The organism is Pontimicrobium sp. SW4 (assembly GCF_039954625.1).
GTDB lineage: Bacteria > Bacteroidota > Bacteroidia > Flavobacteriales > Flavobacteriaceae > Pontimicrobium.
The window spans coordinates 2,566,476-2,589,625 of record NZ_CP157199.1; the positions used below are offsets into that span (position 1 = coordinate 2,566,476).

The window sequence follows — 23,150 nt, forward strand, 5'->3', positions numbered from 1 at the left end:
CAATGATGTAGCTTTTTTTATGATTTATTTGCAAGCTGACCACAAGCAGCATCAATATCTTTACCTCGTGAACGTCTAACAGTAACAGTAATCCTATTTCGTTCTAGCATTGATACATACATATTGATTGCTTCGTTATCGGCCTGTTTAAAATCGCCATCATCAATAGGATTGTACTCGATTAAATTAACTTTACTTGGTGCGAATTTGCAGAATTTAATTAATGCATCTACATCCTCCTTTTTATCATTAATTCCTTGCCAAACAACATATTCGTAAGTGATTGGGTTTTTAGTTTTAGTATACCAATATTCTAAAGCTTCTCTTAAATCGGCTAACGGAAATGTTGCATTAAATGGCATAATAGAGGTACGTACTGAATCTCTTGCTGAATGCAAAGACACTGCTAATTTAAATTTCACCTCATCATCAGCCATTTTTTTAATCATTTTAGGCACACCAGATGTTGATACTACAATACGTTTTGGTGACATCCCTAAACCTTCTGGGGATGTTATTTTATCTATAGCTTTGAGTACGTTATTGTAATTCATAAGTGGTTCTCCCATTCCCATAAAAACAATATTAGACAATGGACGATTATGATATAATTTGCTTTCTTTATCAATAGCAACTACTTGATCATAAATTTCGTCTGGGTTTAAATTTCGCATGCGTTTTAAACGTGACGTAGCACAAAATTTACAATCTAAACTGCACCCAACTTGACTAGACACACAAGCTGTTGTTCTTGTTTTAGTTGGTATTAATACAGATTCTACGATTAAACCATCATGCAATCTCACAGCATTTTTAATAGTTCCATCACTACTTCTCTGCATGTTATCGACTTCAATATGGTTAATTACAAAATTGTCATCAAGCATTTGTCTGGTTTGTTTTGAGATGCTTGTCATATCCTCAAAATTATGCGCAGATTTTTGCCATAACCATTCATACACTTGATTACCTCTAAATGCTTTATCACCTTGGTCTACAAAGAAGGTTCTGAGCTCTTCTTTAGTTAACGCGCGTATGTCTTTTTTTGCTTGAGTCATTGGAGTCAAAAAAGCCTCGAAAAACGAGGCTCATTTTAAATTTATATGATTAACATGGCATCGCCATAACTATAAAATTTATAGCCTTCTTTAATCGCTTCTTGGTAAGCACGTTTTATAAAATCATGTCCAGCAAACGCTGAAACCATCATTAGTAATGTAGATTTTGGTGTATGAAAATTAGTAACCATACTGTTAGCAATACTAAAATCGTATGGAGGAAAAATAAACTTATTAGTCCAACCTTCATACTCATTTAGTGTTCCACTTGAAGAGACAGAACTCTCAATAGCTCTCATGGCTGTAGTACCAATTGCACAAATACGTCTTTTATTTTTTAACGCAGAGTTTATGGTATCGGTAGCAATTTTATTAATCACTATCTCTTCACTATCCATTTTATGCTTAGATAAATCTTCAACTTCTACAGGATTAAACGTTCCTAAACCAACATGCAAAGTCACCTCAGCAAAATCAACACCTTTAATCTCTAAACGCTTTAATAAGTGCTTTGAAAAGTGTAATCCAGCAGTTGGTGCAGCAACAGCTCCTTCGTTTTTAGCATAAATAGTTTGGTAACGATCCTCATCTTCAGGCTCAACTTCTCTCTTTATATATTTTGGTAATGGTGTTTGCCCAAGGGCTGTTAGTTTTTTTCTAAATTCACCATAAGATCCGTCATATAGAAAACGTAAAGTTCTACCTCTTGACGTTGTATTATCAATAACCTCAGCTACTAAAGTATCATCATCGCCAAAATATAACTTGTTACCAATACGTATTTTTCTTGCAGGATCTACCAATACATCCCATAAACGTTGTTCGGCATTAAGCTCTCTTAATAAAAACACTTCTATTCTAGCTCCTGTTTTTTCTTTATTACCAAATAATCTAGCAGGAAACACTTTAGTATTATTTAAGACCATGACATCATCTTCTTCAAAATAATCAATAAGGTCTTTAAAAAGTTTGTGTTCTATAGTTTGATCTTTACGATTAAGAACCATTAGTTTTGCTTCATCTCTATGTTCTGAAGGGTATTCGGCTAATAGTTCTTCTGGAAGATCAAAATGGAAATGTGATAATTTCATATACGTGTTTATTTTTTTGAGAGGTGCAAATATACAATCTCAATATAGGCGTTGTCAAGTATTTGAGGGTTTATTTTAAAATTTGGAGAAGTTAAAGCCTATATTCTTTAAGTCATTCCAAAAATCTGGGTAAGATTTGGTGACTACATTGGCTTCAAGAATATTAAAAGTTGCTTTAAGAGCTAGTGGTGCGAAAGCCATTGCCATTCTATGGTCGTGATAGGTTTCAACATTTACATTACTAACTAAAGGGTTGATTTTTGATATAGTTAGAGTATCATTTGAAATTGTTACTTGCGTTCCAAACTTTTCTATTTCTGTCTTTAAAGCTACTAACCTATCTGTTTCTTTAATTTTTAGTGTGTGCAATCCTGTTAAATGGCAACTTATACCTAAACCTAAACAAGTTACTGTAATTGTTTGTGCTATATCTGGTGCATTAGAAAGATTGTACTCAAAGTTGCTAACTTGGTTATTTTTTTTTGTTAAAGTAATTGTCATATCATCAAATACTGTTTCAACACCAAAATCTTTATAAATAGTACTTAAAACAGAATCGCCTTGCAAACTGTTTTGTATATATGATGACAACTCTATTTTAGTCCCGACATTACTTAAAGCAACGATACTATAAAAATAGGACACCGATGACCAATCGGATTCAACTACTAGTTTTTTAGAAGTAACTTCGTTAATTGGCTGAACTGTTATCTTATTGTCTTTAAAACTTATGTTTACTCCAATTTGTCTTAACAAGTTGAGCGTCATTTTTATGTAAGGTACAGATGTTATTTTGCCTTCTAAAGTAAGTTCTAATCCCTTTTTTAATCGGGGTGCAATAAGCAATAAAGCAGATATATATTGACTACTCACATTTGCAGCCAAAGTAACTTGGTGTTTTTTTAATGCTTGCCCTTTAATGTTAAGTGGAGGGTAGCCTTTTTTATTTATATATGAAATATCTGCACCTAGATCTTTAAGAGCATTAACTAGGACTTCAATTGGTCGTTCTTGCATTCTAGAAGAGCCTGTCAATATGATTTCTCTTCCTTTTTGTAATGAAAAATAAGCTGTTAGAAATCGCATTGCAGTTCCTGCATGATATATATCTATAGTATTTGAAGAGCTACTTAATGCCTTTTGCATAAGCTTGGAATCGTCAGAATTAGACACATTAGATATCTCAATATTTGGATATAATGCTTGCAATAATAACAAACGATTAGATTCACTTTTAGAGCCAGTAATTTTAATTATAGACTCCTTTACTATTTTAGATTTTTGAAGGGTAATATTCATAACAACAACTCTTTTAAGAGTTTTGCAAAGTTACTTTAACTTTTCGTTATTATGATGCCTATCATGGTCTCTTTTTGTCTTTAAATCTAATTTCTTATCAAACGCATCTTGAAGATTAACACCTGTTTGGTTCGCTAAACAAAGTACTACAAACATAACATCGGCTAGTTCTTCACCTAGGTCTTTGTTTTTATCGCTTTCTTTTTCACTTTGCTCTCCATAACGTCTAGCAATAATGCGTGCTACCTCACCAACTTCTTCTGTGAGTTGTGCCATATTGGTTAGTTCGTTAAAATAACGAACTCCATGGTTTTTAATCCAATTATCTACCTCTTTTTGTGCGTTTTGGATGTTCATGATTATATTTTTTTAAATACTATTTGTTCTGCTTGTTTAGAAATTGCCTGATTGAAAATTTCTTTAAGTATTAAATAAGTTTCAGCAGCATGTTTAGCTTCTTTAATATCAAAAATTGCTGATAATCTTAATTTATTATTCATTACAGAAACAGTATACTTAAACTCTATGTTTCCATCTGGAGACCGAACCATAAATGGTGTTAAATCTGATTCTAACTCATAACCTTCAGGAATATCTACATTTATAATGTACATATCTTTAAATGGAAATCCAAAATCGATTGGATATTCTCTTTTGTCTAGCTTAAACGGATTTTCGGTCATTCTCATAAACATCAATGGTTGAAAATAAATTTTATCACTTAAAACTTCTGCTCCGTTTTCTTGATAAAAGCTAAAAGACTCATTAACATTACCTTCATAGGTGTCTGTGTTTTTAGTTTCGTAATCAGATATTTCTATATCATTAAAATCATCCTCTCTGCTTGTTATAAAAGCATCCATATCTTGGTCTTTTATTTCTTCTCTAAACAGGTATGCTTGATGACCAAATAAACGTGATTTAAAGTCTCCTTCCACTACACCATCTTCAGCTAATTTAGCATCTATTTGATATTGCGTTATTGCTTGTTTAGGACTAAGAAGGCTCACCTTTTTCCATATTTTATTAGGGTTATCTATAAAGATCCCATCCCAATTATAATCCCTCAATGGCAATAAGTTAATATCGCTAAACTCTTGTGTTGCGTCTAGAAAATACTTTTTTTCGTTTATCTCAGCATAGGCAACTACATAGTTTAGTTTTTCCAAAGTTGGAAAGTATGGTATCTGATTATCTTTTGTACTAATTACTAAAGGGTTTGCATCAATATCCGCATATCTTAACATTGCCACTAATGCTAAATTTATATCGCCAGCATTACCTTCTTTTTCTTTTAAGCTTTTTTTAATTCCTTTTTGAAAATATATACCATCTCTACCATTCCATTTAATATTATCCTTAACATACTTAAAAATTAGCTTCATCTTTTCCTCTTTACTGCTTGCATCGGCTAAAATGGGGTCTAATATTTCATCAAATGTTCTTGTTTTATCTAATTCTTTTTTATAATCATCTGAGCTTCCAATGGATTTAGCAACATCACCCCAAGTTTTTGCAAAATCGCGAGTAACACCAAGCGACACCTCAACTGAAGCTAATTCGTAATTTACTCCTGCCGTATAATTATCTATATTATCTACATATAACTCTTCTTTTAAAGCTGGGACATTGTCTAAATTATAAACATCTACAACCATACTTTCACCTCCAAGACCAGAACCTATATAAGATTCTCTTTTTGGGTAAAAACTAATATAACCTTTAAACGTTGGCTTAAACACAAAGCTTTTAGGTGTTTTAATTCGTGCTTCAATCTTTTTTATTGGAATATGGCTTTGGAAACGGAACTCATCAATAGCCCAATAAAAAGGTGAAGTTACTCTATATTTAAACTCTATTACAGACCCTTCCTTTACTTTAGGCATTGTAAATTTAGTTTCTGTGATATTGTAGCTTTGTTCATTTTCGAAAATTTGATTTTTTTCTAGTTTTGTTTCAACAATTTTATCGCCTTCAAGATTATAAGTTACCGCTTTAAGTTTGCTTAATACTTCTCTTGCACTTTTGCTTTCAAATAAACGTATTTGCCTTGTTGCATTTTCAAACCCTTCTTTGTTATAGATTTTAATTTTTTGATAAATTTCTGTAACTGTCTGCCCTCCTCCACTAATATTAACATCAAAATATGTGTTTCTATATTTATAAATGACCATGGCGTTCGCTGAACTATCAATTGGACATTTTGTTTCTAAAAGTTCTTCTTTAGTTACTTCTCCAAACTCCATCTCTTGTGCTGATAAAAAGCTTATAGAGATTAACAGTGTTATTAGGCTAATTTTTTTAATCATGACTAATTATTTTGATTTTAATACAATAATTGATTTGTCTAGTTTAGATACTTTTCTTCTAAAGTCTCTATATAGGTTGTAATCCTCTTTGCTATATTCTCCTTTTTTAATAAGCAACTTTCTTTTGTAGATAATGGTGTTATCTTTAATTAAAAAATCGATGACATATTCACCAAATTTATTTTCCTCTGTTACACTTTCGGGTAACCCTTCTATCATATAGTTTTCTGGAATTTCAATTTCAAATGTATCTACATCTAAATACCCTCGCTGAATTTCCATATTAAATTGTCTGTTTCTATACCTATCTGGAACAAATGTATTTTTATTAAATATATTTGGCGAAAAAATTATACTTTCACTATTAAGGGTGGCATAGCCTTTTGCATCTACCTGTAGTTCTTCGGTAAACTTCACTAGATTTTTATCATTGTTAAATTTATAGTTAGCAATATTTAAGTCATTAATATCACCCCAAAGATTTTTGTAATAACTCATTAAATCTTTATCTGAAAAATTTTCAATACGGAATCTTGAATCGTACTGGATTCCTTCAGTATTAATTTCTACATCAGAAGTAAAATTTCCGTTAGCTTCTAATTTAATTTTAGCAGATGTATATTGTGAATTTTTGTTGTCAGGATAAAATGTTGTTTTCACTATTTCACTTCCACCTTCCTTAACCAACAGTACATTTCTATTGTCTGTAAAATCGCCAATAAATCCAAATGGGTGTACTTGTGATGTACAATCAATCCATGTTAGTTCATCTCCATTAGGAATGGCTAAAATAATATGATTTCCTTGCTCTAAAGTTGCAAACTCTGGGTCAAAATCTACAATTTCCTGACCTGATTGTACTACAGAGTAGTAGGAAGGAACATTAGCTACTGTTAATAAAGCTTGTGTATAGTTTGTTAATCCTTTACAATCTCCATATTTAAGTCGATCTACTTCACTTGCCGGAATTGGTTGAACTCCACCAATACCAACTTGTACACTAATATATCTTGTATTATTCTGCACGTATTCATAAACTATCTGGGCTCTTTCTAATGGGTTATCAATTCCTTTTACCAATTGAGTAATCTTATCTTTTGTTTCATTACTCACCGTATTTCTACCTTTTAATAAGGCATTAAATACCCAGTCACCAAACTCTTTCCAATTACTAGCATAGCCATCAGCTCCATAATAATAAAATTGATTTACAGCAACCATACAATGAGGCGAAACTTTAGATAATACTGGGCTTAATTGCTCTGGTTTTTTTGCTTGAATATAAGATAAACTAAATTCAAGAAATGTGTCATTACTATTGATTTTTACATCATAGCCTTCAAAATTCTTTGTTTTGTACCTAATTTCTAAATTGGCTAAATCTTTAAGTCTATAACTATCTTTTTCAACACTCACATAATACCCTGTAATTGGTCTCCAAGAAGGTATAAATGCCGTGTTTTGGGTTTCCATCTCATAAGTAAAAGAAACTGTATAAGGATAAGATGTTGGCATATATGACATATACAACACTCGTGAGTCTGAATACAAAGTACCTCCATCTACGGCACTTTGATCAATAAAATCTCTTTTTCTGATTTTTTTAATTTCCTCTCCGTGTTCATCAAAAATGATAGCTTCAATTTTTCGTATCTTAAGTTGGTTATCGTATCCTGCATAAGCCTCAACAAATCGATTACCTTTCTCATTCAATACTGTAACATCCCTCTGATAAGTATAGGTCATTTTGTTTTTCTTTTCTATTACAACATCCAGACTACTGAGTCTAATCACAGCATTGGCGCTTTTTTTAAGTTCTTCAGGAATTTCAGTCACTGCAAGTGAATTACTCTGCGACATAACATTTAAACAAGTAAGTAAAAGAAAAACACTCACTATATTTTTAAAGTTCATATAATGTAGATTAGTTAAAAATTCAAGTTACGTAGTCTTAGGGGACTTAATATATGACATTAATCATATTTGCTAAAATATAGTTTTTTTTGACTTTTGAAGTATAAATCTCACTAAAAGTATAAAGAAACATGGAATTAAAATATATTTTAACTCACTCATTATCACTTGCAAGCCCCATTCTGATAAAAACTTACTCACTCCTATTGGTGACACCTTTATTTCTCTAAACGGAAAGAAAAAACGCTCATTATTAAAAGGAATTAAAAACCCAATACCTTTCCCTCCTGAAGTCATAGCATCTAATAATCCATGTGAAATAGTCGATAAAAAAATAACAGTAAACCAAACAAGTCTATCTTTCTTTCCAAAAAACGACATTAATAATAACGCCCAAATAACAGCAAATAGAATTGAGTGTGTAAAACCACGATGTCCAAATGGATGCGAATAAGGAATATTTAAACTAAAAGCAATAACATCTATATCTGGCAATATCGTTGACATGATTGCTAAAATTAGAAGCCATCTGTTTTGTTTAGATTTAAACAGTTTAACTAGTGTAAATCCAACAATACTATGACCAAAAACTGATGCCATTAGCTTTTTTGTTTCGTATCTATAATAATAGTTACTGGTCCGTCATTAAGTAATTCAACTTTCATATCGGCTCCAAACTCACCGGTTTGTATTTTTTTACCTAAATCGGCTTCTAACTGTGAGACGAATTGTTTATATAATGGAATTGCAATATCTGGTTTTGCTGCTTTTAAATAACTTGGTCTGTTTCCTTTTTTTGTACTAGCGTGAAGTGTAAATTGACTTACTACAATAGCCTCACCATCAATATCTAAAATCGATTTATTCATGACTCCTTCATCATCACCAAAAATTCTGAGATTTGTAATTTTATTACTTAACCAAGAAATATCTTCTTGAGTATCTTCATGTATAATCCCAAGTAATATCAATAAACCATCATTTATGCAAGCGACCTTTATGCCATCAATAGTAACACTTGCTTTAGATACACGCTGGATTACTGTCTTCATTTATTCGTTATCAAAATTGTCGGTTCTAAAATGCTCGTCTTCGCCTTCTAAGATTTGTAAATAACTTCTATATCTTGAATATGCAATCTCACCATTATCCAATGCTTTTTTAACTGCACATTTTGGCTCATGAATATGCAAACAGTTGTTAAATTTACAATGTTGTTTTAATTCAAAAAAATCTGGAAAATAATCACCAACCTCTTCTTTATCCATATCAACAACACCAAAGCCTTTTATTCCAGGTGTGTCAATAATTTTAGCATCAAAACTTAAATCAAACATTTCGGCAAATGTTGTAGTATGTTGTCCTTGTTGATGTTGCTCCGATATTTCTTTTGTTTTCAAATCTAACCCAGGTTCAATAGCGTTAATTAAGGTAGATTTCCCAACTCCTGAATGACCAGAAAACATACTCACTTTATTCTTCATTAGTGCTTTAACCTTGTCTATATTTTTACCAGTTTTAGCAGAAATACCAATACATTCGTACCCAATTTTTCTGTATAAAGCTGCAAGTAATTTCACTTCCAAAAGTATATCTTCGTCGTAGGTGTCAATTTTATTAAATAATAATACCGTTTTAATTGAATATGCTTCAGCTGATATTAAAAACCTATCTATAAAACTTGTAAATGTTGGTGGATTATTAATGGTTATTAAAAGGAATACCTGATCAATATTACTTGCAATAATGTGCGTTTGTTTTGATAGGTTTACCGACTTGCGTACAATATAATTTTTTCTATCTTGAATACGATTAATGACACCTGTTTCTTCATCATTCTTTGTTTCCAATTCAAAAGCTACAAAATCTCCAACAGCTATTGGGTTTGTACTTTTAATACCCTTTAAACGAAATTTTCCTTTAATTCGGCATTCATAAAACTTACCGTTAAGTGTTTTAACGGTATACCAACTTCCTGTAGATTTATAAACGAGACCTGTCATCAAGCATCAAATGTAAACTAAAATTATATTTTTTTTGGCATGGATATTGTCATATCTTGTTTTTTTAAAACATAAAAATTTAACATCATGAAAAAACTACTTTTTGTATTTACCTTAACTTTATTCTCATTTTTAGATTTAAATGCCCAAATAGAATATAAAGTAATTACTAGCGTGGAGTCAATTGTTCCCGCCGGCTTAGGAAGGTCAAGAATAATTTCGACTGAAGACCAACGAGATTATAAAGAATTTACATCAGAACAAACTGAGGAAGATAATACCAGAAATAAATCTAAAAGAAGCGATATACGTGTTAAGGACTTTGAAGAAACTAAATTATTGAACTTTTATAATTTAGGAGGTATTCGATTTCAAAATATTGCTGCTAATGACGCTGTGATAACTTCTAAAATTAATACCATGATAAGTGAGGGTTGGGAATTGGCTTTTGTTACAAGCGCTGTTGAAAGTGACTCAGGCAAAGGCGATGGAAATGGAATTTTTATAACCAGATATATTTTTAAAAGAATTAATTAAAAAAGGCGCCAATGGCGCCTTTTTTATTAAGCTTCTTTAAATATCTTTTCCTGATGATTAATCGATTCTTGATGAATCGCTTTAAACATTCTTAGCACAAACTCTTCACTTAATTTATGTTGTTCGCCTTCTAAAATCATTTTTCCTAATATTTCATTCCAACGCTTGGATTGTAATACCGCTACGTTATTGGCTTTTTTAAGTTTTCCAATACCATCAGATACTTTCATACGTTTACCTAATACTTCAATTAATTGATGGTCTATTACATCAATTTGCGTACGTAACGTATTTATCTTGTTGTTAAACTCTGCTTCAGCTGAGGTTTCTTTTCTAATTTTAAGGTCATCCATATACTGTATTAATGCTTCTGGAGTAATTTGTTGAGCTGCATCACTCCATGCTTTATCTGGATCATGATGAGTTTCGACCATCATTCCATCAAAATTTAAATCTAGCGCTGTTTGACATAAATCGAAAATAATATCACGCTTTCCTGCTATATGAGAAGGGTCTAATATTAGTGGTAAATCTGGAAAACGGTTTTGTAAATCAATTGGTAATTGCCATTCTGGATTATTACGATATCTTGTTTTTTCGTAAGTAGAAAATCCTCTGTGAATTACTCCTAAGTTTTTAACATCTGCAGTATAAAAACGCTCCACAGCTCCAAGCCAAAGTGCTAAATCAGGATTTACAGGATTTTTAATTAATACTGGTTTATCTGTTCCTTTAAGTGCTTCGGCTATTTCCTGAACTATAAAAGGGCTTACGGTAGATCTAGCTCCAATCCACAAAATATCAATATCATGTTGTAACGCTAAATCTACATGATTAGCATTTGCTACTTCTGTAGCTGTAAGCAATCCTGTTTCTTCTTTTGCTTTTTGTAACCATTTGAGACCTAAAGCGCCTACACCTTCAAAATTTCCTGGTCGTGTTCTAGGTTTCCAAATTCCTGCACGTAATACTGTAGCATCGCTATCTTTTAATTGATGTGCAATAGTTAGTACTTGCTCTTCAGTTTCTGCACTACATGGTCCTGCTATTACTAATGGATGGTCTAATCCAAAATTATCTAACCATGTTCTAAGTTCTTTTTTATTTTCCATAACTTGTTTTTATGCAATTCCGTTAAGAATTTGTTTTATATAATTCGTGTTTTTCATTTCGTTATAAATAGCCTCAAAATCATCTTGTTGCATTAATTCTTTAAACTGCGTAAGATTATTGATGTATTCTTCTAATGTTTCAATAACATTGTCTTTATTCTGTTCAAAAATAGGTGTCCACATTTCAGGTGAGCTTTTTGCAAGTCTTACGGTAGACTCAAATCCACTACCAGCCATATCGAAAATATCGCGTTCATTTTTTTCCTTTTCGATCACTGTTTTTCCTAACATAAATGCACTAATATGTGATAAATGCGACATATATGCAATATGTTTATCATGGGCTTTTGGCTTCATATACCTCATTCGCATCCCAATATCTGAAAATAGTTTTAATGCTTTTTCTTGAAGCTTAAAAGTAGTTTCTTCTACTTCGCAAATAATATTAGTTTTTCCTTTATACAGCCCTAGTATTGCAGCATTAGGTCCAGAAAATTCGGTTCCCGCAATAGGATGCATAGCCAAAAAGTTTCTACGTTTAGAATGGTTTTCAACTGCTAAACAAATATCTTCTTTTGTTGATCCAACATCTACGATTAATGTATTATCAGAAACCAAGTCTAATAGCTTAGGCAACTCTTTAACTGCAACATCTACAGGAATAGCCACAATTACTAAATCGGCATTTTTAATATCTTCAATATTGGCTTTATAATCGATAACACCTTTTTCTATAGCAATATCTAAATGCTCATCGCTTTTGTCGATTCCATAAATAGTTTTTGTTGCATCTAAATTTTTAATATCTAATGCTAAACTTCCGCCTATTAATCCAACGCCTATGATATATATGTTTTTCATAATACTCTAGTTATTGCTTCTTGTATATCTTCGGTTGAAGCACATAAAGAAAATCGTATGTAACCTTCTCCTTTGCTGCCAAAAATAGTTCCTGGAGCTACAAACAAATGATTATTTTTTAATAACACATCTATAAATTCTTCTGCTTTGGTGTAAGGTGGTAACTTTGCCCACACAAATAATCCTGAAGCATTTTTATCATACGTACAGTTTAAAGCCTCGGCTAATTCCCAAACTAGTAAACGGCGTTGTTCGTACACACTATTTAAACTTAAATACCATAATTTAGAACAACGTAATGCTTCGATAGCTCCTTTTTGAATTCCGTAAAACATTCCAGAATCCATATTACTTTTCACTTTTAAAACATTATTGATATGCTTTCCATCTCCTAATACCATTCCTACTCTCCATCCTGCCATATTAAAGGTTTTACTAAGCGAGTTAAGCTCTATACAAACCTCCTTTGCTCCTTTTACTTTTAAGATACTTCTTGGTGCATCTGTTAGTATAAAACTGTAAGGGTTATCATTAACTATTAGAATGTTATTTCTTTTTGCAAAATCCACCAATTCTTCAAACACTTTATAATTAGCTTGCGCACCAGTTGGCATATGCGGATAGCTTAACCACATTAATTTTACTTTACTTAAATCTAACTTCTCAAGTGCTGTAATATCTGGCATCCAATTATTAGCCTCATCTAGCTCATAAAACACAGGTATAGCACCTAGTAATTTAGTAACAGATTGGTAAGTGGGATATCCAGGATTAGGAATTAACACCTCATCACCTTCATTTAGATATGCCATAGAAATGTGCATAATCCCTTCCTTACTTCCCATTAATGGTAATATCTCCGTCATTGGACTTAAATGCACTTGGAATTGTTCACGATAGAACTCAGCCATAGCATCTCTCAATTCTGGCAAACCTTGATAGCTTTGATACTTATGAGCATTAGCATCTTGCAACCCTTCAGTTATTGCTGTTATCACTTTTTGAGGTGGTTGCAAATCTGGACTACCAATTCCTAAATTTATAATTGGTTTGCCTGCTACTTTTAGCAAATTTACTTCTCGTAATTTTTTCGAGAAGTAGTACTCCTCAACTGTATGCAATCTGTTAGCTCCTTCAATCATAACTTTGCATTTATATACTCCCCTAAAACTTTAAAATCTTCTGCCATGATATTCATAATGGATTTTGCCTTTACATAATCTTCATAGGCGTCAAAAGTAACATCTACAAAAAATGCATATTTCCAAGGGGTTTCTATTTTTGGCAACGATTGTATTTTGGTTAAATTCAATTTACAATCACTCATTACATTGAGCATTGCTGCTAAGCTTCCTCGTTTATGATCTAATTCAAATTTAAGCGATGCTTTATTTATTTTATTTTCTGGGATTTCAGAATTTGTGCGTTTTACAATAACAAATCGTGTTTCGTTGTGCTTAATTGTTTGAATACTTTTAGCGAGTATCTCAACTTCAAAAATTTCTGCAGCCATTTCAGTGGCGATAGCACCAATATGTTTTAATTGATTCTCTTGAATACGTTGCGCAACTTCGGCCGTATCTTTATCTTCAACTAATTTAATATGTGGATATTCTTTAAAAAACTCTTTACACTGAAGCAATGCCATTGGATGTGAATAAACTTCACGAATATCTTTAATAGACTGTCCAGGAAGTGCCATCAAATTATGTTGAATATCTAAGTATTGCTCTCCAACAATATGTAAGTTTTGATCATCAATTAATGCATAATTTGGAATAATAGAACCTGCAATAGAATTTTCTATTGCCATAATTGCTGCATCGCACTTTTTAGTAATTAAATTGTCAACTACCTCATCAAATGACAAGCACTCCATAACGGAGACACCATTGTTAAAATACTGTTGAGATACAATATAGTGGTTCGATCCTTTTACGCCTTGTATAGCTACTGATTTAATCATATTCAAAAAAAAAGTCTCGATTTTCATCGAGACTTACATTTAAATTTATATCTATAAATTACACATATAACGTCTCGTTTCTTTTGCTAAAAAAGAAATAAAACCAGTTAAAATATGTGAAATTTGTTGTCATTATTATATTTTGATGGAGCTAATGTAACTATTATTTTCAAAAATCAAAATACTAAAGCATTTTTTTAGGTGTTTTACCTAAAATAAAGTTTATTTAATGTTTATTTTTGATTAAATATTTTTTGCATGTCAATAAAAGTAGAGCAACTCACTAAGATTTACGGAAACCAAAAAGCGCTTAACAATATAAGTTTTGAAGTTAAAAAACCTGAAGTTGTTGGTTTTTTAGGGCCTAATGGTGCTGGAAAATCAACCATGATGAAAATATTGACTACATATATTAATGCTACTACAGGTGCTGCTAAGGTTAATGATTTTGATGTCACTACCGAAACCAAAAAAGTACAACAAAGTGTTGGGTATTTACCAGAGCATAATCCTTTGTACTTAGATATGTATGTAAAAGAATATTTAGCGTTTAATGCTAAAATCTATAAAGTTTCAAAATCACGAATAGATGAAGTTATTGAACTTACAGGATTGACGCCTGAATCTCATAAAACTATTGGACAACTATCTAAAGGGTATCGCCAGCGTGTAGGATTAGCCAATGCCTTATTACACAATCCTGATGTATTGATACTAGATGAGCCAACCACAGGTTTAGACCCAAACCAATTGGTCGATATTAGAAACCTCATTAAAACCATTGGAAAGGAAAAAACCGTGTTTTTATCTACTCATATTATGCAAGAGGTAGAAGCTATGTGTGACCGTGTGATTATTATTAATAAAGGAGAAATTGTTACTAACAAAACCTTAAAAGAACTTAGAGAAGGTTCTCAACAAGTAATTGTTGTGGCTTTTGATTATAGGGTTGAAGAAGCTTTTTTAAAGAGTATACCTAAAGTTGTTAAAATTGAAAATTTATATGACTTTATGTATGAAATCACCTTTGATTCAACCGAAGATATGCGCTCTTACGTATTTGATTTCGCACACGATAATGGTTTAAAAATTCTACAATTAAACCAAAAGAGCACCAGTTTGGAAAGTTTGTTTAGGGAGTTGACGAGTTAACTAACTCAAAATATAGTTTCACTCATTATAGTTTTTCGATAAATCAATGAGTAATTATCTTGACATAGTATTCAACAATTTTTAAATGAAAAAATCTTTACTTTTAATATTATTTCTGCTTAGTATTGTCCTGCATAGTCAATCTAAAGAATACTCTGGAATTGTTAGAGATATTAGTAAAACACTACTTCCTGGTGTCAGAGTAACCATTAAAGGAACTCAAATAAACACTGAAACTAATTTCGATGGCTATTTTAAAATAACTATCCCTAATTCTTTAGATATTTTAACTTTTTCGGCGATTGGAATGCAAAATTTAGATTATAAAGTTGGAATCAATAAAAATATTGAAATACTTCTTGAAGAGTTTTCTACTGAAACTAAATTCTTGGATATAGGACTTATCTACGATTCGCCTAATTCAATCTTTGGTGCTTCAATAAGTAATGATATCGAAATTCAACCATTAGTACATTTTGAAGAATTAAGAACAGATTTTTTATATAAATTAAGTGGTCAAACTAATTTTAAAAATGATTATACTTTTAAAACAAATCTCTCACTAAATTATCCAAATCGACACTTAAACATAGCTTCAATTGAGTTTTCTCAAAAAAACCTATACTCTAAAGATTTATTTTACAGAGACCTCAGTCTTATTGGTTCTACTTATTTAAAATTTAGCAATATAGCTTTAGTGTTAAAAATTGGTCATCAAAAATTTAACAAACAAAATAACTTTGGAACATCAATTGGGCTCCAAAAAATTCATCCAAATGTTTATTATGGATTCCAATTTAGTTATTACTCAGACTATTTTAATTATTTAGGTTTTATAAAAGGGTTTTTATTTGAAGATAAAGTAGGTTTCAATATTGTTTATGAAAAAATAAACAACTTCGGTTTTCTTAATTTTGGGATTTCTTTAATCTTTATAAAAACGACAACAAATAACGTAGTAATAAGCAATTAAATTCAATCCTCAAAAATAAGCTGACCAATATAAAGTTCCTCAACATTAACTGATGGAGGTTGGTTTACAGAAATTAGATTTCCAGTACCTCGTAATTCGCCAGTAAGAGATACTTGCGGATTTACAATCATGTCGTTACTACCTCGATGAAACACATCAACGTTTTGAGCTATTAAGTTGTCTCCTTCAAAACGCCCTGCTCCTGAGAAAAATCCAACAAACAAATCATTAACCTCTCCAGAAATGTAAAACGATGAAATATTGTTAGACACTATATGTAATTTATCACTATCTATTTGTAGTCTGAAATCGCCAATCGTAAAACTTCCAGGAGCATTAAAATCTTCCGAAATAAGTTTTAATTCTGGAAACGTAAGTACTCCATTAGACGACACTTCGTATTGCGATGAATTTCTAATCTCTCTAATATTTGGACCAGTCACATATATTTTGGTAATGCCATAGTCTCTTACATAATTACACGAATTATTATCGGTGAGTTGTAACTCATCACCAACAACTATTACTTCAACATCATTTATAAGGTTTTTTCCTGTTTCTATTATTACTTCATACTCTAAACCTTCTTTTACAATAAGTTCTATGTCGCGATTGACTAAAATCTTATCAAACGAGTTTACCGTAACTTCTTGCTGCACAATATTTCCTTTGGTTTGAAAACAATCGGAAGTGTCTTCGCTGTTACAAGCAAAAAATAATACTATAATAAGTAAGTATACTATTCTCTTCATAATAGATTTCTGCCTTTGCAGAAATGACAAAATTTATAATCGTATTCCTATTCCTAATTCAACTGCTTCAGCTTTAGCTGCATGCGATTTTAAGGTCACTGCTGCAAACCATTTATTTCCAAAATAACGTTTAAACCCTATTCGTTGATATACTCTTCCTTCAAAATCAAAAGGATAATAAGCATAATACCCAAGTTGCGTTACAATAGACAACTTATTAATAAACAATTCATGACCAACAAAAATACCTAATCGCTTATAATCTGTATTAGGATCAATATTTCTATCTGGAAACGCAACGGATTCATAGTAAATAAATTCTTTTAAAAATCTTGAAATAAAGGCATCAACTCCAAATTGGATAGCACTTTTTCTATTCAAACGTTTATCTGCATAAGCAGATACAATATAAAACGGAAATTGACCACTCCCAACCACATCACTTTCATTAACACCGCTTCTAAAAACAATATTGTATTTTATTGGTTGACTAAACTTTGCATCATCACTTAAGTCGTACTGATATTCTGGATCTTCGTCATCAAAATTATAAGTTACTCCAGCGCTAATAGTTAACGAATTGATACTTGTATTTGGTGCTTTTACATTTGCATTAGAATAGTGTATTAGAGACAAACCTGTTTGAAATCCAAAATTATCTAAAATACGTTCTCTTTTATAGTTAATCATAGCATACGTACTACTCATTAACTTAGTCCCAAAAGCAATGTTTTTATGATTGGTTTCTTTATCATAAGGATTTGTTGTATACGCTAATCCTTGACCAATACGAACCATTAAATTTCGATTTAGAAAATAGAAATTATAATGCCCATAAAGAGCATAGTTTTTACCAAGTACTTCATTTTTAAAATTTTGATAACTGAAGGAGACACCATAATCTGGATAATTATAGCGTTGTTCCCAAGTATTAAATCCGAATGTTTTTTTGTTCCAACTTACAATGATGCCTTCTGGATGTCCTGTTATTAAGTGCAGAATATCATCATTATGAAGTGCAATATTTCCTGAGAAATAATTGACATCTAAGGACGACTGTTTTTGTGTTTCTTGAGCTTTTACAAAAATACTAAAAAAACACAATAAACAAATAAAGCTTTGCTTCATAAATTAACCTGATTAACAAAGCTAAAGGTAATGGATTAATTAAAATATTTGAGACGCAATAGCTTTAATATTATCACTTTTTCCCATAGAATAGTAATGCAATACAGGAACTCCAGCCGCTAAAAGTTCTTTAGATTGTTGAATACTCCATTCTACTCCTACTTGTCTAACCTCTTTATTGCTTTTACACTTATCTATTTCTTTAATAAGATTTTCTGGTAAATCAATTTTAAACACTTGGGGTAATAATTGTAAGTGACGATTAACAGCAATAGGCTTTATGCCTGGAATAATAGGCACATTTATGCCTTCTTTTTTAGCTGCTTCAACAAAATCGAAATACTTTTTATTATCAAAAAACATTTGAGTTACTACATAATCTGCTCCTGCGTCTACTTTTTCTTTTAAACGCTTTAAATCGGTTTGTAATGATGGCGCTTCAATATGTTTTTCAGGATATCCAGCAACTCCAATACAAAAATTTGCCTTATGGTCTGCTTCCATAACATCATGTAAATATTTACCTTTATTTAGGTTATTTATTTGATCTACCAATTGTTTTGCATACATATGACCTCCTTTCGAGGCTTCAAAATATTTTTGATGACTCATAGCATCACCTCGTAAAGCCATAACATTATTAATCCCTAAATAATGACAATCTACTAGCAAATATTCTGTTTCTTCTTTTGTAAAACCTCCACATAATACATGTGGAACGGTATCTACATTGTATTTATGCTTTATAGCTGCACAAATACCAACAGTTCCTGGACGCATTCTTGTTATCTTTCTATCTAATAATCCGTCTTTTTCAATATAAACATACTCCTCTCTTGACGTAGTAACATCAATAAAAGGAGGTTTAAACTCCATTAATGGGTCTATGTTATTGTATAATTCTTGAATATTATTTCCTTTTTTAGGTGGAATAATTTCAAAAGAGAATAATGTTTTCTCGTTTGCTTTTTTTATATGCTCTGTAACTTTCATTTATGCTACTTTTCTATATTTTTAATTATCTGCAATTACTGGATGCAACCATTTTCTTGCCTTTTCTTTTGATATTCCTTTTCTATTTGCAAAATCTTCAACCTGATCATCGGTAATTTTACCTAACCCAAAATATTTGGACTCTGGGTTTGCAAAATAATACCCACTTACACTAGCAGCAGGCCACATAGCCAAACTTTCGGTTAGCTTTACACCAATTAGCTTTTCTACATCTAACAATTCCCAAATAGTTTCTTTTTCTAAATGATCTGGACATGCAGGATATCCTGGTGCTGGACGAATGCCTTTGTAATTTTCTTTTATTAAATCGTTGTTAGTTAAATCTTCGTCTACGGCATATCCCCAATGTTTGGTTCTAATCTGTTTATGTAAATATTCTGCGAAGGCTTCTGCAAATCGATCAGCAATGGCTTGTGCCATAATTGCATTATAATCATCCTCCTTTTTTCTGTAACTATCGGCTAATTCTTGCGCACCAAAAATACCAACGCAAAATGCTCCCATATAATCCATTTTACCAGTTTCTTTTGGTGCAATAAAATCTGCTAATGCATGATTAGGAATCCCTTCGCGCTTTTTTAATTGTTGACGCAGCGTTCTAAAAATTACTACTTCCTCTCCTTTTTTATGAACAAAAATATCGTCATCATGTATTGAGTTTGCTTCAAACAATCCAAAAACCGCTTTAGGTTTTAAAAGTTGTTTTGCAACAATTTCTTTTATCATTAGTTGCGCTTCTTCATACATGATTTTAGCTTGCTCACCAACAACTTTATCAGTTAAAATATCTGGAAACTTTCCATGCAAATCCCAACTTCTAAAAAACGGACTCCAATCTATAAACGGCACCAATTCTTTTAAACTTAGTTGTTTTAAAATCTGAACACCTAATTCCTTAGGTTTTACAATTTCAGAAGTTTCCCAATCAATTTTATATTTTCTATTTCTAGCCTCTTCAATTGAAATATATGATTTCTCTTTCCCTCGTTTTAGAAATTTAGTTCGAAATTCATCATAATCAGCTTTCATTTTAGCGACATACTCATGCGATGATTTCTTATTCAATAAATCACCAACAACTGTTACCGCTCTTGAGGCATCATTTACATGAACCACGGCATTTTTATACTGCGTATCAATCTTAACCGCCGTATGCGCTTTTGATGTTGTGGCACCTCCAATTAATAATGGCAATTCAAAATTCTGACGTTGCATTTCTTTTGCCAAATACACCATTTCATCAAGTGATGGTGTAATTAATCCAGATAACCCAATAGCATCAACACGTTCTTTTATAGCCGTTTCAATAATTTTTTCGGGCGGTACCATAACACCTAAATCCACTATTTCGTAGTTATTACAAGCCAATACCACGCTCACAATATTTTTACCAATATCGTGTACGTCACCTTTTACAGTTGCCATTAATATTTTACCAACGGGCTCTTGCTTATCGGTTTTTTCAGATTCAATAAATGGATTCAAATAGCCTACTGCCTTTTTCATCACACGAGCCGATTTTACCACCTGTGGCAAGAACATTTTACCTGCTCCAAACAAATCACCCACTACATTCATCCCAATCATTAAATGACCTTCAATCACTTCAATAGGCTTACTTGCTTCTTGTCTGGCTTGTTCAATATCTTCGATAATAAAAGCATCAATACCTTTTACTAAAGCATGCGTAATTCTATCTTGCAATGGATTTTCTCTCCAAGTTAAATCTGCTCCAGCTTCCTTTTTTGAGCCTTTTACAGTTTCTGCAAAATCTAATAATCGCTCGGTAGCATCGTCTCTTCTATCTAAAATCACATCTTCAACATGCTCTAATAAATCCTTCGGAATATCATCATACACTTCTAAAAGTGCAGGATTTACAATCCCTATATTCATCCCTGCTTGAATGGCATGATATAAAAATACTGAATGCATTGCTTCTCGAACACCATCATTTCCTCTAAACGAAAACGACACATTACTTACGCCTCCACTAACACTTACATTTGGTAAATTTTGCCTTACCCAACGCGTGGCTTCAATAAAGTCTATCGCATTTCTACGATGCTCTTCCATTCCTGTAGCTACAGGGAAAATGTTTAAATCGAAAATGATATCTTCTGAAGGAAAACCTACTTTATTAACTAAAATGTCATACGAACGTTTTGCTATTTCTATACGTCTGTCGTAATTATCAGCTTGTCCTTCTTCATCAAAAGCCATAACAATTACAGCAGCTCCGTACCGCTTAATCTGTTTTGCCTCCCAAATAAATTTGTCTTCGCCTTCTTTTAAACTAATAGAGTTTACTACACACTTTCCTTGAACAACTTGTAAACCTGCTTCAATAATTCCCCATTTTGAGCTATCAATCATGATAGGTACTCTGCAAATATCTGGCTCTGCCGCAATAAGATTTAAAAAACGTACCATGGCTTGTTTTCCATCTATCAAACCATCATCAAAATTAATATCGATAATTTGTGCACCACCATCTACTTGATGTCTTGCAATATCTAAAGCTTCGTCAAATTTTTCTTCTTTGATTAAACGAAGAAACTTACGAGATCCCGCAACATTGGTACGTTCTCCTACATTTATAAAATTGCTGTTTTCGTTTAAAACCAAAGGTTCTAAACCAGACAACTTCATGTATTTACTTTGTTTTATTTTCATTACTTATAATGCTCTACTGTTGGAAAAGGTTCATAAAAATGGTGTAATAATTTTTTCCATTCTTGATACTCCTTTGATTGTCTAAAGCCAATTTCGTGGTCTTCAATCGTTTCCCAGTTCACTAATAATATATATTTATCCTCTTGCCCTACACACTTTTTTAATTGATGTGATATATAACCTTTCATTGATGAGATGATGCTTTCTGCTTTTTTGAAATTGATTTCAAATTCTGCGGAAAGACCTTTCTTTATGTTTAATGTGGCTACTTCTAATATCATAACCATTTCCTAATGTGATGCTGAAACAAGTTCAGCATGACGACGTGGTTTATATTTGGCAGCAATACTTGCGATTACTTTTATATGCTCGGGCGACGTCCCACAACAACCACCAATAATGTTTATTAAATTCTTTTTTAAATACTCCTCTATTTGCTCACCCATTTCCTCTGGAGTTTCATCATATTCACCAAAAGCATTTGGCAAACCTGCATTGGGGTGTGCTGATATTGCAAAATCAGTTTTATTAGCAATTGCTTCTAAATGTGGTTGCAATAAATTAGCTCCTAATGCACAATTAAACCCAACTGATAATAATGGAATGTGTGAAATAGATATTAAAAATGCCTCAGCAGTTTGTCCAGATAGCGTTCTACCAGAAGCATCTGTAATCGTTCCCGATACCATAACTGGCACTTCAATATTACGCTCAGCCTTCACTTCTTCAATGGCAAATAAAGCGGCTTTAGCATTAAGTGTATCAAAAATCGTTTCTACCAATAAAATATCAGATCCTCCATCTAGTAATGCTTCAACTTGTTGTTTATAAGCACTTCGTAATTTATCAAAAGTGACAGCACGATATCCAGGGTCGTTTACATCTGGAGACATACTAGCCGTTCTATTAGTTGGTCCAATTGATCCTGCTACGAACCTTGGTTTGTGCGGTTCTTTTGCCGTAAACTCATCTGCAACTTTCTTGGCTATTTTAGCCGATTCATAGTTAAGCTCGTATACCAGATCTTCCATTTGGTAATCGGCCATAGCAATGGTGGTTCCAGAAAATGTATTGGTTTCAATTATATCTGCTCCAGCTTCAAAATATTTTGCATGTACTTCTGCAATGGCCTTTGGTTGCGTAATGGACAACAAATCATTATTCCCTTTTAAAGGTGTTGGATAGTCCTTAAAACGCTCGCCACGAAAATCTTCTTCAGTAAAATTATATTGCTGAAGCATGGTTCCCATAGCACCATCGAGTACTAAAATTCGTTCTTGTAAAATTTGACTAATGTCTGACATT

The 23,150-nt window shown here is 32.0% G+C and carries 22 protein-coding genes; 3 read left to right on the forward strand and 19 right to left on the reverse strand.

Annotated elements, in window-relative coordinates:
- Window positions 1–17 precede the first annotated feature (17 nt).
- The 9 genes from rlmN to rsgA form a co-directional block, all read right to left on the reverse strand.
- Window positions 18–1,058: a 23S rRNA (adenine(2503)-C(2))-methyltransferase RlmN gene (rlmN, locus tag ABGB03_RS11955; RefSeq protein ID WP_347922800.1), complete on the reverse strand. Its 1,041-nt coding sequence runs from the start codon at window positions 1,056–1,058 to the stop codon at window positions 18–20.
- A 41-nt stretch (window positions 1,059–1,099) separates the two neighbouring features.
- Window positions 1,100–2,149: a tRNA preQ1(34) S-adenosylmethionine ribosyltransferase-isomerase QueA gene (queA, locus tag ABGB03_RS11960; protein WP_347922801.1), complete on the reverse strand. Its 1,050-nt coding sequence runs from the start codon at window positions 2,147–2,149 to the stop codon at window positions 1,100–1,102.
- A 75-nt stretch (window positions 2,150–2,224) separates the two neighbouring features.
- The gene (locus ABGB03_RS11965; RefSeq protein WP_347922802.1) at window positions 2,225–3,448 is read right to left on the reverse strand and encodes a 3-phosphoshikimate 1-carboxyvinyltransferase; all 1,224 of its coding nucleotides are present in this window, start codon (window positions 3,446–3,448) and stop codon (window positions 2,225–2,227) included.
- Window positions 3,449–3,478: 30 nt separating this feature from the next.
- A complete protein-coding gene (locus tag ABGB03_RS11970; RefSeq protein ID WP_347922803.1) occupies window positions 3,479–3,805 on the reverse strand; it encodes a nucleotide pyrophosphohydrolase in 327 nt (108 codons plus the stop codon).
- A 2-nt stretch (window positions 3,806–3,807) separates the two neighbouring features.
- Window positions 3,808–5,757: a DUF3857 domain-containing protein gene (locus tag ABGB03_RS11975; RefSeq protein WP_347922804.1), complete on the reverse strand. Its 1,950-nt coding sequence runs from the start codon at window positions 5,755–5,757 to the stop codon at window positions 3,808–3,810.
- 6 nt (window positions 5,758–5,763) lie between these two features.
- On the reverse strand, window positions 5,764–7,617 hold the full coding sequence (locus ABGB03_RS11980; RefSeq protein WP_347922805.1) for a DUF3857 domain-containing protein: 1,854 nt from the start codon (window positions 7,615–7,617) through the stop codon (window positions 5,764–5,766).
- Window positions 7,618–7,743: 126 nt separating this feature from the next.
- Window positions 7,744–8,271, reverse strand: coding sequence for a metal-dependent hydrolase (locus ABGB03_RS11985; protein ID WP_347922806.1), 528 nt, complete (start codon window positions 8,269–8,271; stop codon window positions 7,744–7,746).
- A complete protein-coding gene (gene dtd / locus ABGB03_RS11990) occupies window positions 8,271–8,723 on the reverse strand; it encodes a D-aminoacyl-tRNA deacylase (RefSeq protein ID WP_347922807.1) in 453 nt (150 codons plus the stop codon). Before dtd ends, ABGB03_RS11985 begins: the two co-directional genes overlap by 1 nt.
- Window positions 8,724–9,674 carry a ribosome small subunit-dependent GTPase A gene (rsgA, locus tag ABGB03_RS11995; protein WP_347926419.1) on the reverse strand — a complete coding sequence of 317 codons (951 nt, stop codon included), beginning with the start codon at window positions 9,672–9,674 and terminating at the stop codon, window positions 8,724–8,726. It abuts the gene before it with no gap.
- A gap of 87 nt (window positions 9,675–9,761) precedes the next feature.
- Between rsgA and ABGB03_RS12000 the strand changes: the two genes are divergently transcribed.
- The gene (locus ABGB03_RS12000) at window positions 9,762–10,211 is read left to right on the forward strand and encodes a hypothetical protein (protein ID WP_347922808.1); all 450 of its coding nucleotides are present in this window, start codon (window positions 9,762–9,764) and stop codon (window positions 10,209–10,211) included.
- Window positions 10,212–10,237: 26 nt separating this feature from the next.
- Here ABGB03_RS12000 and ABGB03_RS12005 read toward each other — a convergent pair whose 3' ends face one another.
- From ABGB03_RS12005 to ABGB03_RS12020, 4 genes are read right to left on the reverse strand one after another with little or no spacing between them, the layout of a single operon-like run.
- Complete coding sequence (locus ABGB03_RS12005; protein WP_347922809.1) at window positions 10,238–11,323, reverse strand: bifunctional 3-deoxy-7-phosphoheptulonate synthase/chorismate mutase type II; 1,086 nt, start codon at window positions 11,321–11,323, stop codon at window positions 10,238–10,240.
- Between the two features lie 9 nt (window positions 11,324–11,332).
- On the reverse strand, window positions 11,333–12,184 hold the full coding sequence (locus ABGB03_RS12010; RefSeq protein WP_347922810.1) for a prephenate dehydrogenase: 852 nt from the start codon (window positions 12,182–12,184) through the stop codon (window positions 11,333–11,335).
- Window positions 12,181–13,326, reverse strand: a complete 1,146-nt coding sequence (locus tag ABGB03_RS12015; RefSeq protein WP_347922811.1) for an aminotransferase class I/II-fold pyridoxal phosphate-dependent enzyme — start codon at window positions 13,324–13,326, stop codon at window positions 12,181–12,183. Before ABGB03_RS12015 ends, ABGB03_RS12010 begins: the two co-directional genes overlap by 4 nt.
- Window positions 13,323–14,150, reverse strand: a complete 828-nt coding sequence (locus ABGB03_RS12020; protein WP_347922812.1) for a prephenate dehydratase — start codon at window positions 14,148–14,150, stop codon at window positions 13,323–13,325. Before ABGB03_RS12020 ends, ABGB03_RS12015 begins: the two co-directional genes overlap by 4 nt.
- Window positions 14,151–14,408: 258 nt before the next feature.
- Between ABGB03_RS12020 and gldA the strand changes: the two genes are divergently transcribed.
- Window positions 14,409–15,302 carry a gliding motility-associated ABC transporter ATP-binding subunit GldA gene (gene gldA, locus ABGB03_RS12025; protein ID WP_347922813.1) on the forward strand — a complete coding sequence of 298 codons (894 nt, stop codon included), beginning with the start codon at window positions 14,409–14,411 and terminating at the stop codon, window positions 15,300–15,302.
- An 85-nt stretch (window positions 15,303–15,387) separates the two neighbouring features.
- Window positions 15,388–16,275 (forward strand): carboxypeptidase-like regulatory domain-containing protein, encoded by an 888-nt coding sequence (locus ABGB03_RS12030; RefSeq protein ID WP_347922814.1) that lies wholly within the window; start codon window positions 15,388–15,390, stop codon window positions 16,273–16,275.
- Between the two features lie 2 nt (window positions 16,276–16,277).
- On the opposite strand, the gene ABGB03_RS12035 is transcribed toward ABGB03_RS12030, so the two are convergent.
- From ABGB03_RS12035 to ABGB03_RS12060, 6 genes are read right to left on the reverse strand one after another with little or no spacing between them, the layout of a single operon-like run.
- Window positions 16,278–17,027, reverse strand: coding sequence for a head GIN domain-containing protein (locus ABGB03_RS12035; protein ID WP_347922815.1), 750 nt, complete (start codon window positions 17,025–17,027; stop codon window positions 16,278–16,280).
- Window positions 17,028–17,060: 33 nt separating this feature from the next.
- Entirely contained in the window at window positions 17,061–18,155 is a 1,095-nt protein-coding gene (locus ABGB03_RS12040) for an acyloxyacyl hydrolase (protein ID WP_347922816.1), read from the reverse strand.
- 39 nt (window positions 18,156–18,194) lie between these two features.
- The gene (gene metF / locus ABGB03_RS12045; RefSeq protein ID WP_347922817.1) at window positions 18,195–19,148 is read right to left on the reverse strand and encodes a methylenetetrahydrofolate reductase [NAD(P)H]; all 954 of its coding nucleotides are present in this window, start codon (window positions 19,146–19,148) and stop codon (window positions 18,195–18,197) included.
- Between the two features lie 21 nt (window positions 19,149–19,169).
- Window positions 19,170–21,845 carry a methionine synthase gene (gene metH / locus ABGB03_RS12050; RefSeq protein ID WP_347922818.1) on the reverse strand — a complete coding sequence of 892 codons (2,676 nt, stop codon included), beginning with the start codon at window positions 21,843–21,845 and terminating at the stop codon, window positions 19,170–19,172.
- Complete coding sequence (locus ABGB03_RS12055) at window positions 21,845–22,126, reverse strand: antibiotic biosynthesis monooxygenase (protein WP_347922819.1); 282 nt, start codon at window positions 22,124–22,126, stop codon at window positions 21,845–21,847. The genes metH and ABGB03_RS12055 overlap by 1 nt, the downstream gene beginning before the upstream one ends.
- A 9-nt stretch (window positions 22,127–22,135) precedes the next feature.
- Window positions 22,136–23,149 (reverse strand): homocysteine S-methyltransferase family protein, encoded by a 1,014-nt coding sequence (locus ABGB03_RS12060; RefSeq protein ID WP_347922820.1) that lies wholly within the window; start codon window positions 23,147–23,149, stop codon window positions 22,136–22,138.
- Between the last annotated feature and the right edge of the window lies 1 nt (window position 23,150).

What these genes read in the sequence shown, in the direction of transcription:
- ABGB03_RS12055 (WP_347922819.1), bottom strand. Translation starts at nt 22,126, where the DNA reads ATGATATTAGAAGTAGCCACATTAAACATAAAGAAAGGTCTTTCCGCA.
- ABGB03_RS12020 (WP_347922812.1), bottom strand. Translation starts at nt 14,150, where the DNA reads ATGATTAAATCAGTAGCTATACAAGGCGTAAAAGGATCGAACCACTAT.
- ABGB03_RS11975 (WP_347922804.1), bottom strand. Translation starts at nt 5,757, where the DNA reads ATGATTAAAAAAATTAGCCTAATAACACTGTTAATCTCTATAAGCTTT.
- ABGB03_RS11970 (WP_347922803.1), bottom strand. Translation starts at nt 3,805, where the DNA reads ATGAACATCCAAAACGCACAAAAAGAGGTAGATAATTGGATTAAAAAC.
- gldA (WP_347922813.1), top strand. Translation starts at nt 14,409, where the DNA reads ATGTCAATAAAAGTAGAGCAACTCACTAAGATTTACGGAAACCAAAAA.
- ABGB03_RS11965 (WP_347922802.1), bottom strand. Translation starts at nt 3,448, where the DNA reads ATGAATATTACCCTTCAAAAATCTAAAATAGTAAAGGAGTCTATAATT.
- rsgA (WP_347926419.1), bottom strand. Translation starts at nt 9,674, where the DNA reads ATGACAGGTCTCGTTTATAAATCTACAGGAAGTTGGTATACCGTTAAA.
- ABGB03_RS12015 (WP_347922811.1), bottom strand. Translation starts at nt 13,326, where the DNA reads ATGATTGAAGGAGCTAACAGATTGCATACAGTTGAGGAGTACTACTTC.
- ABGB03_RS11985 (WP_347922806.1), bottom strand. Translation starts at nt 8,271, where the DNA reads ATGGCATCAGTTTTTGGTCATAGTATTGTTGGATTTACACTAGTTAAA.
- ABGB03_RS12000 (WP_347922808.1), top strand. Translation starts at nt 9,762, where the DNA reads ATGAAAAAACTACTTTTTGTATTTACCTTAACTTTATTCTCATTTTTA.
- ABGB03_RS12010 (WP_347922810.1), bottom strand. Translation starts at nt 12,184, where the DNA reads ATGAAAAACATATATATCATAGGCGTTGGATTAATAGGCGGAAGTTTA.
- ABGB03_RS11980 (WP_347922805.1), bottom strand. Translation starts at nt 7,617, where the DNA reads ATGTCGCAGAGTAATTCACTTGCAGTGACTGAAATTCCTGAAGAACTT.
- ABGB03_RS12005 (WP_347922809.1), bottom strand. Translation starts at nt 11,323, where the DNA reads ATGGAAAATAAAAAAGAACTTAGAACATGGTTAGATAATTTTGGATTA.
- queA (WP_347922801.1), bottom strand. Translation starts at nt 2,149, where the DNA reads ATGAAATTATCACATTTCCATTTTGATCTTCCAGAAGAACTATTAGCC.
- ABGB03_RS12030 (WP_347922814.1), top strand. Translation starts at nt 15,388, where the DNA reads ATGAAAAAATCTTTACTTTTAATATTATTTCTGCTTAGTATTGTCCTG.
- ABGB03_RS12060 (WP_347922820.1), bottom strand. Translation starts at nt 23,149, where the DNA reads ATGTCAGACATTAGTCAAATTTTACAAGAACGAATTTTAGTACTCGAT.
- rlmN (WP_347922800.1), bottom strand. Translation starts at nt 1,058, where the DNA reads ATGACTCAAGCAAAAAAAGACATACGCGCGTTAACTAAAGAAGAGCTC.
- ABGB03_RS12040 (WP_347922816.1), bottom strand. Translation starts at nt 18,155, where the DNA reads ATGAAGCAAAGCTTTATTTGTTTATTGTGTTTTTTTAGTATTTTTGTA.
- ABGB03_RS12035 (WP_347922815.1), bottom strand. Translation starts at nt 17,027, where the DNA reads ATGAAGAGAATAGTATACTTACTTATTATAGTATTATTTTTTGCTTGT.
- dtd (WP_347922807.1), bottom strand. Translation starts at nt 8,723, where the DNA reads ATGAAGACAGTAATCCAGCGTGTATCTAAAGCAAGTGTTACTATTGAT.
- metH (WP_347922818.1), bottom strand. Translation starts at nt 21,845, where the DNA reads ATGAAAATAAAACAAAGTAAATACATGAAGTTGTCTGGTTTAGAACCT.
- metF (WP_347922817.1), bottom strand. Translation starts at nt 19,148, where the DNA reads ATGAAAGTTACAGAGCATATAAAAAAAGCAAACGAGAAAACATTATTC.